This window comes from Stenotrophomonas maltophilia group sp. Smal12 (assembly GCF_037079935.1).
In the GTDB taxonomy this organism is placed as follows: Bacteria; Pseudomonadota; Gammaproteobacteria; order Xanthomonadales; family Xanthomonadaceae; genus Stenotrophomonas; species Stenotrophomonas sepilia.
In genome coordinates this window covers 1-8,595 of record NZ_JBAWUK010000087.1, presented here as the reverse complement: position 1 = coordinate 8,595, position 8,595 = coordinate 1, and the positions used below count along the sequence as shown (strand labels likewise).

At 66.2% G+C, this 8,595-nt stretch carries 6 protein-coding genes; 3 read left to right on the top strand and 3 right to left on the bottom strand.

Going from position 1 to position 8,595, the window contains the following annotated elements:
* Nucleotides 1-275: 275 nt before the first annotated feature.
* The 3 genes from WDC87_RS21295 to gmk form a co-directional block, all read right to left on the bottom strand.
* Entirely contained in the window at nt 276-2,438 is a 2,163-nt protein-coding gene (locus WDC87_RS21295; protein WP_005410876.1) for a bifunctional (p)ppGpp synthetase/guanosine-3',5'-bis(diphosphate) 3'-pyrophosphohydrolase, read from the bottom strand.
* A 106-nt stretch (nt 2,439-2,544) separates the two neighbouring features.
* On the bottom strand, nt 2,545-2,844 hold the full coding sequence (gene rpoZ / locus WDC87_RS21290; RefSeq protein ID WP_005410877.1) for a DNA-directed RNA polymerase subunit omega: 300 nt from the start codon (nt 2,842-2,844) through the stop codon (nt 2,545-2,547).
* A gap of 110 nt (nt 2,845-2,954) precedes the next feature.
* Entirely contained in the window at nt 2,955-3,620 is a 666-nt protein-coding gene (gene gmk / locus WDC87_RS21285; RefSeq protein ID WP_005410878.1) for a guanylate kinase, read from the bottom strand.
* Nucleotides 3,621-3,910: 290 nt separating this feature from the next.
* On the opposite strand from gmk, the gene fdnG reads away from it, so the two are divergent.
* The 3 genes from fdnG to WDC87_RS21270 are packed head-to-tail and all read left to right on the top strand — an operon-like array spanning nt 3,911 to nt 8,551.
* Nucleotides 3,911-6,979 (top strand): formate dehydrogenase-N subunit alpha, encoded by a 3,069-nt coding sequence (gene fdnG / locus WDC87_RS21280; RefSeq protein ID WP_141653593.1) that lies wholly within the window; start codon nt 3,911-3,913, stop codon nt 6,977-6,979.
* 10 nt (nt 6,980-6,989) lie between these two features.
* On the top strand, nt 6,990-7,907 hold the full coding sequence (fdxH, locus tag WDC87_RS21275) for a formate dehydrogenase subunit beta (protein WP_252744842.1): 918 nt from the start codon (nt 6,990-6,992) through the stop codon (nt 7,905-7,907).
* Nucleotides 7,904-8,551: a formate dehydrogenase subunit gamma gene (locus tag WDC87_RS21270; RefSeq protein WP_061480581.1), complete on the top strand. Its 648-nt coding sequence runs from the start codon at nt 7,904-7,906 to the stop codon at nt 8,549-8,551. Before fdxH ends, WDC87_RS21270 begins: the two co-directional genes overlap by 4 nt.
* Nucleotides 8,552-8,595: the final 44 nt, after the last annotated feature.

The following is an 8,595-nucleotide window of genomic DNA, read 5'->3' as shown; positions in this document are numbered from 1 at the left end:
CCCCCCCCCCCCCCCCCCCCCCCCCCCCCCCCCCCCCCCCCCCCCCCCCCCCCCCCCCCCCCCCCCCCCCCCCCCCCCCCCCCCCCCCCCCCCCCCCCCCCCCCCCCCCCCCCCACCCCCCCCCCCCGCCCCCCCCCCCCCCCCCCCCCCCCCCCCCCCCCCCCCCCCCCCCCCCCCCCCCCCCCCCCAGCTTTTACCACCCCGAGGGCGGATACCCGTTTTGGGGGGGGGGGGGGGGCCTCGGCTCTACAAAATCCACCACGCATGGGGTGGGGTTATTGGCGGCGTACCGATTGCACGACCGACAGGCGGCGCAGGCGGCGCATCACTTCGGCCAGGTGGTTGCGGTCGCGCACCTGGATGTTGAACGCCAGCACGGCGGCGTTGAAGTCGCGGTCCAGGTAGTCCACGCGCTCGATGTTGGAATGGCTCTGTGCGATGGCGGCGGCCAGCTGCGCCAGCACGCCGGTGCCGTTCTCCACTTCCACCACCAGCGAGGTGTCGTAGTCGCCGGAGACGGTGGTGTCCCAGCCGATCGGCACCCAGCGCTCGGGCGACTTGCGCAGCTCGGCCAGGTTCGGGCAGTCCATGCGGTGCACCACGATGCCCTTGCCGGCGGTGTGGTAGCCCATGATCTCGTCGCCGGGTATCGGCTGGCAGCAGCCGGCGAAGGTCACCACGCCGCGTTCGCTGCCGTTGATCAGGATCTTCTCCTGCGAGTGGTGGCGCGAATGCGGGCCGCCACGCAGTTCAGCGTAGGCCATCAGCGCCTGCGCGGCCTGGGTCGGCATCCAGTTGCCCAGTGCGACCTCGGCCAGCAGCGCTTCCAGGCGCGGGAAGCGGTGTTCGGCCAGGAACGCGTCCAGGCGGCCTTTCGGCAGGCGCTCCAGCGACGAATCCATCGCTTCCAGCGCGCGGTCGAGCATGCGATGGCCGAGCTGCACGGCATCTTCGTGCTCCAGCTGCTTGAGCTGGTGGCGGATGGCGGTGCGCGCCTTGCTGGTCACCACGAATTCCAGCCACTGCGGTTTCGGCGTGGCCGAGCGAGCGGTGATGATCTCCACCGACTGGCCCGACACCAGCTTGGTGCGCAGCGGCACCAGTTTCTTGTCCACGCGCGAGGCCACCGCCATGTTGCCCACGTCGGTATGCACGGCGTAGGCAAAATCAAGCGCGGTGGAGTTGCGCGGCAGGGCCAGGATCTTGCCCTTCGGGGTGAACAGGTAGACCTCGTCCGGGAACAGGTCGACCTTGACGTTGTCGAGGAATTCCAGCGAGGAACCGGCGGCGCGCTGCGAGTCGATCAGCTCGACGATCCAGGCGTGGGCACGGCTCTGTGCGCTGTTGGGCGAATCACCACCGAACTTGTAGGTCCAGTGCGCGGCCACGCCGCGTTCGGCGATCAGGTCCATTTCCTCGGTGCGGATCTGCACCTCGATCGGCGAGCCATACGGCCCGAACAGCACGGTATGCAGCGACTGGTAACCGTTGGCCTTGGGAATGGCGATGAAATCGCGGAAGCGCCCATCCAGCGGCTTGAAGGTGGCGTGCACCGAGCCCAGCGCGTGGTAGCAGCTGGGCACGCTGCGCACGACCAGGCGGAAGCCGAACACATCCATCACCTGGTCGAAGGATTTGTTCTCGTCGCGCATCTTGTTGTAGATGCTCCACGGGGTCTTGATGCGGCTGATCAGCCGATGCTCGATCCCCTCCTTGGCCAGTCGCTGCGACAGCTGCACTTCCACCTGCGCCATCGCTTCGCGGCGCACCACCGGCTGGCTGCGGATGTGTTTTTCGATGATGGCGTGGCGCCATGGGTAGAGCGCCTTGAACCCCAGGTTCTGCAGCTCGCTCTTGACCAGGCTCATGCCCAGGCGCTGGGCGATGGGCGCGTAGATCTCCAGCGTCTCGCGGGCGATGCGGCCACGCGCTTCGCGGCTCTGCGCGCCCAGCGTGCGCATGTTGTGCAGGCGGTCGGCCAGCTTGATCATGATCACGCGCAGGTCGCGCGACATCGCCAGCAGCATCTTGCGGAAGCTCTCGGCGGCCGCCTCCTGGCGGTCACGGAACTTCAGCTTGTCCAGCTTGGTGACACCGTCGACCAGTTCGGCCACGGCTTCGCCGAACTCGGCGGCCAGCGCCTCGCGGGTCAGCGGGGTGTCTTCGATGGTGTCGTGCAGGATCGCGGCGATCAGCGCTTCCACGTCCAGGCCGAGTTCGGCCAGCACCTGGGCAACGGCCACCGGATGGGTGATATAGGGCTCGCCCGACTTGCGCGTCTGCCCAGCGTGCGCGGAGGCCCCGACTTCCCAGGCACGGCGCAACAGCGGCAGCTGTTCCGGCGGCAGGTAATGGGCGGCGCGTTCAAGCTGGAGGACGTAGTCGGGTACGGCGGCAGCGGGGGCTGCGGCGACCTTGGCAGTGGGGCCTGGGTTCATGCCCGAAGCCTATTCCAGCGCGACGTTTACGGCAAATCCTGAATGCGAAACAGCCCGCACGGGGCGGGCTGTTCGGTGTATCCAACGATTACGTTGATCGATGCGATCAATCGTCGTTCTTGGACATGTCTTCGTCGGCGACCACTTCGGCGGCAGCCCACTCCAGCGCTTCGCGCTCGGCGCGCTCACGCTCGGCCTTCTCGACTTCGTCGATCAGGGCGTTGTCGATCTTGCGGGCGGCGATTTCGCGCAGCGCCAGCACGGTCGGCTTGTCCTCGGTCTCGCTGTTGTCCAGCGTAGCCTGCACGCCGTTGGCGAGCTGGCGGGCACGCTTGGACGCCATCATGACCAGTTCGAAACGGTTGTTAACGACTTCCAGGCAATCTTCTACGGTGATGCGGGCCATACGGGCTCCCGGCGACCGGTCGGCCGCTCAGTCGAATGAGGGAAAGGGGACGGAGTGTACTGGCAGGGGCTGGACAAAATCAAGCCAACCCCTACCCGATTCTTTTGGAATCAGTCAGTTGCACCCGGATCGGGGGTCAGCAGCGCCTGGATCAGGCCGGCGTGGCGGACCTTCTGGGCCTCCCGGCGCAGGCGGCTGGCAGTGAAGATGGCGCACAGCTCGTCCACGGCAGTGTCGAACACCTCGTTGACGATGACGTAGTCGAACTCGTTGAAGTGCAGCATTTCATCGCGGGCTGCCCCCAGCCGCTGGGCGATGACCGCTTCGCTGTCCTGGCCGCGCTTGCGCATGCGGTCCTGCAGGGCCTGCTTGGACGGCGGCAGGATGAACACGGTGACCGTGCCCGGCACCAGCTGCCGCACCTGCTGCGCGCCCTGCCAGTCGATCTCCAGCAGCACGTCCTGGCCGGCGGCCAACTGCGGTTCCACCGACTGCCGGGCCGTACCCTTCCAGTCGCCGTGCACCCAGGCGTGTTCGAAGAAGTCGCCCGCGGCGATCATCTGCTCGAACTTCTCGGCACTGACGAAGTGGTAGTGCTGGCCGTTCACCTCACCGGGGCGCATCGCGCGCGAGGTGAAGGAAATCGACAGGGCGATCTGCGGGTCACGCGCCAGGGTGGCATTGACGATGCTGCTCTTGCCGGCGCCGGAGGGGGCGGCCACGATGTACAGCGTGCCGCGCGCAACGGCGTCCGACGGCTTCGACGGGGCGCTCATGCGCGGAACCCAATTGGTTGATTTCGCAAAATTTTTCCTCGGTGTTCCAGGTCCGGCGCGGAGGATCGCGCCAGGACGGCGGGGGCTGCGCGGAACATCCTGGAACCAGGCCCGGCAGACGCTTCCCCAGGGGGCGGGCACGCAACTTTACCAGAGCAGGCCCTTTCCGGGCCCGTCCGGCAGGCGCCGCGCCTTGTGCCACATGGGCATCCGGAGGCCTGTGCTATAACCGGCCCGTACCCAACGACAGCCCGGAGGCCTGCGCCTCCCCGCCATCCCAGGAGAACGGCATGCCATCGATGAGCCGCCGCCAGTTCCTGAAAGTGACCGGGACAACCCTGGTCGGCTCCAGCCTGGCACTGATGGGCTTCGCGCCCGGCATCGCGCTCGCGGAGGTCAGGCAATACAAGCTGACCCGCGCGACCGAGACCCGCAACACCTGTACCTACTGTTCGGTGGCCTGCGGCATCCTGATGTACAGCCTCGGCGATGGCGCCAAGAACGCCGAGCCGAGCATCTTCCACATCGAGGGCGACCCGGACCATCCGGTCAACCGCGGCACGCTGTGCCCGAAGGGTGCCGGCCTGGCCGACATCATCCACAGCAAGTCGCGCCTGCTCTACCCCGAGTACCGCGCGCCGGGCTCGAACGAGTGGAAGCGGCTGAGCTGGGACGATGCGCTGGACCGCATCGCGCGGCTGATGAAGGAAGACCGCGATGCCAACTTCGTGCAGAAGAACGAAGCCGGGCAGACGGTCAACCGCTGGCTGACCACCGGCATGCTGGCGGCCTCGGCCACCAGCAATGAAACCGCGGTACTGACCCACAAGGTCGTCCGCTCCCTTGGCATGCTGGCATTCGACAACCAGGCACGTGTCTGACACGGCCCGACGGTGGCAGGTCTTGCCCCGACGCTAGGCCGTGGTGCGATGACGAATCACTGGGTCGACATCAAGAATGCCGACCTGATCCTGATCATGGGTGGCAATGCCGCCGAGGCGCATCCGTGCGGGTTCAAATGGGTGACCGAGGCCAAGGCGCACAACAAGGCCCGGCTGATCGTGGTCGATCCGCGCTTCAACCGCTCGGCCGCGGTGGCCGACGTGTACGCGCCGATCCGCACCGGTACCGACATCGTGTTCCTGGGCGGCCTGATCAACTACCTGCTGACCGAGGACCGCATCCAGCACGAGTACGTGCTGAACTACACCGACATGTCGTTCCTGGTGAAGGACGAGTTCGCCTTCAAGGACGGCCTGTATTCGGGCTACAACGAAGAGAAGCGCAGCTACGACCGTTCCAGCTGGGACTACGCCTACGGTGACGATGGCTTCGTGCGCAGCGACCCGACGCTGAAGGACCCGCGCTGCGTCTACAACCTGCTGAAACAACACTACGCGCGTTACACCGTGGAGATGGTCGAGCGCATCTGCGGCACGCCGGCCGACAGCATCCGCCAGGTGTGGGACATGATCGCGTCCACCGCCGGCAAGGACAAGGCGATGACCATCCTGTACGCGCTGGGCTGGACGCAGCACTCGATCGGCGCGCAGAACGTGCGTGCCGGCACCATGGTGCAGCTGCTGCTGGGCAACATCGGCGTGGCCGGTGGTGGCATGAACGCGCTGCGCGGGCACTCCAACATCCAGGGCCTGACCGACATCGGCCTGATGTCCGACCTGCTGCCCGGCTACCTGACGCTGCCGAAACAGGATGAGCAGGACTACGAGGCCTACATCGCCAAGCGCACGCAGAAGCCCCTGCGCGCCAACCAGATGTCGTTCTGGCAGAACTACCCGAAGTTCCACGTCAGTCTGATGAAATCGTGGTGGGGCGATGCTGCCACCGCCGACAACAACTGGTGCTTCGATTACCTGCCCAAGCTCGACAAGCCGTACGACATGCTGCAGGCGTACGAGCTGATGAACGAGGGCAAGATCCACGGCTACATCTGCCAGGGCTTCAACCCACTGGCTTCGGCGCCGAACAAGGGCAAGCTGATCAGCGCGTTCTCCAAGCTGAAGTTCATGGTCAGCATGGATCCGCTGGAAACCGAGACCATCGCCTTCTGGCAGAACCACGGCGCACTGAACGACGTCGACCCGAGCACGATCCAGACCGAAGTGTTCCGCCTGCCCACCACCTCCTTCGCCGAGGAGAACGGCGCGGTGGTCAACTCATCGCGCTGGCTGCAGTGGCACTGGAAGGGGGCCAACCCGCCGGGCGAAGCGCGCAGCGACATCGAGATCATGTCCGAGCTGTTCCATCGCATCAAAGCGATGTACGAGAAGGATGGCGGTGCGTGGTGGGAGCCGGTGCGCGACCTGGCCTGGAAGTACGCCAACCCGGAGCTGCCGACGCCGGAAGAACTGGCGATGGAATACAACGGCAAGGCGCTCGTGGACGTGTTCGATCCGAAGGACCCGACCAGGCTGGTGCGCAAGGCCGGCGAGCAGCTGGCCGCGTTTGGCGACCTGCGCGACGACGGCAGCACCGCCTCCGGCTGCTGGATCTACATCGGCGCCTGGGGTCCGACCGGCAACATGATGGCGCGGCGTGACAACAGTGACCCGACCGGCATCGGCAACACGCTGGGCTGGGCCTGGGCGTGGCCAGCCAACCGCCGCGTGATGTACAACCGCGCCTCGTGCGACGTGGCTGGCCAACCGTTCGATCCGCGCCGCACGCTGCTGGCCTGGAACGGCAAGAACTGGGGCAACGTGGACGTGCCGGACTTCAAGGCCGACGAAGATCCCGCCGGCGGGATGGGCCCGTTCATCATGAACCCGGAAGGCATCGCCCGCTTCTTCGCCAAGGCCGGCATGGCCGAGGGACCGTTCCCGGAGCACTACGAACCGTTCGATACCCCGCTGCGCAGCAACCCCCTCAGCCCCGGCCAGGCGTTGACGCTGAACAACCCCGCGGCACGCGTGTTCGCCAGCGACCGTGCACAGATCGGTTCGCCGGACGAGTTCCCGCATGTGGCCACCACCTACCGCCTGACCGAGCATTTCCACTTCTGGACCAAGCACGGCAAGTTGAACGCCATCATCCAGCCCGAGCAGTTCGTCGAGATCGGCGCGGCATTGGCCGACGAGCTGGGCATCACCAACGGCAGCCGCGTGCGGGTGAGTTCCAAGCGTGGCCATATCGAAGCCGTTGCGATGGTGACCAAGCGGATCAAGGCTCTGCAGATCGATGGAAAGACCGTGCACCAGGTGGGCGTGCCGATCCACTGGGGCTTCCTCGGTGCGGCCAAGCCCGGATATATCGCCAATACGCTGACCAATGCCATCGGTGACGGCAACTCGCAGACGCCCGAATCGAAGTGCATCCTGGTCAAGGTCGAGAAGGTGTAGGAGAAACGCCATGTCACTGCAATCGCTGGACATCATCCGCCGCTCGGCGACCACCACGCCCTCACCGGAGGCGCGCGGTGCGCACACCGGCCAGGTCGCCAAGCTGATCGATGTGAGCAAGTGCATCGGCTGCAAGGCCTGCCAGGTCGCCTGCATGGAGTGGAACGACCTGCGCGACGAAGTGGGCAGCTGCGTTGGCAGCTATGACAACCCGCCCGATCTGAGCGAACAGTCGTGGACGGTGATGAAGTTCCGCGAGTACGAGGACGAAAAGGGCAAGCTGGAGTGGCTGATCCGCAAGGAGGGCTGCATGCACTGCAGCGACCCGGGCTGCCTGAAGGCCTGCCCGTCGCCGGGCGCGATCATCCAGTATGCCAACGGCATCGTCGACTTCCAGGAAGAGAACTGCATCGGCTGCGGCTACTGCGTGACCGGCTGCCCGTTCGACGTGCCGCGCATCTCCAAGAAGGACCACAAGGCCTACAAGTGCACGCTGTGCTCGGACCGGGTGGCGGTCGGCCAGGAGCCGGCCTGTGTGAAGACCTGCCCGACCGGGGCGATCACCTTCGGCAGTAAACAGGCGATGACCGAGCATGCCGCCGGCCGCGTGGAAGACCTGAAATCGCGCGGCTACGAGAACGCCGGCCTGTACGACCCGCAGGGCGTCGGCGGTACCCACGTGATGTACGTGCTGCAGCATTTGGACAAGCCCGAGCTCTACGCCGACCTGCCCAAGGACCCGCGCATCAGCCCGATGGTGGAAGTCTGGAAGGGCGTGGCCAAGCCGCTGGGCGTGCTGGCGATCGCTGCCACCGCTTTCGCCGGCTTCCTGCACTACATCGGCATCGGCCGCAACACGGTCAACGACGAGGAAGAAGAGGAAGCCGAGCACGAGGCGAAGAAGATCGAAGAGGAGCAGCGGCCATGAAGTACGCCCCGCACCCGCGGCAGATCGTCCGCTACCGCGCGCCGACCCGCATCAATCACTGGATCGTGGCGATCTGCTTCGTGCTGACCGCGCTGTCCGGGCTGGCGTTGTTCCACCCTGCCCTGTTCCCGTTGACCCAGCTGTTCGGTGGCGGCCCGTGGACGCGCATCCTGCATCCGTTCATCGGCCTGGCCATGGTGGTGGGCTTTGCGCTGCTGGCGTTGCGCATGTGGCGCGACAACCTGCCGACCGCCGATGACCGCGCGTGGATGCGTGGCATGCGCGACGTACTGCGCAACGAGGATGAAAAACTGCCGCCGGTCGGTCGCTTCAATGCCGGCCAGAAGCTGCTGTTCTGGGCCATCATCGGCTGCCTGTCGGCACTGCTGCTGACCGGCTTCGTGATCTGGCGGCAGTATTTCAGTCATTTCTTCCCGATCGGAGTGATTCGCTTCTCGGTGCTGGCCCATGCGCTGTTCGGCTGGGTACTGGTGTGTGCGATCGTGGTGCACATCTATGCCGCGCTCTGGATCAAGGGCTCGGTGCGGGCGATGACCCAGGGCAAGGTGACCTATGGGTGGGCGTACAAGCATCACCGTCAGTGGTTCCGCGACATCCTGCGCGGGCGCCGGGAACAGGGGTAGCGGCAGGGCCTGCGGCCCTGCACCCGCAGAATCAACGTCAAGAG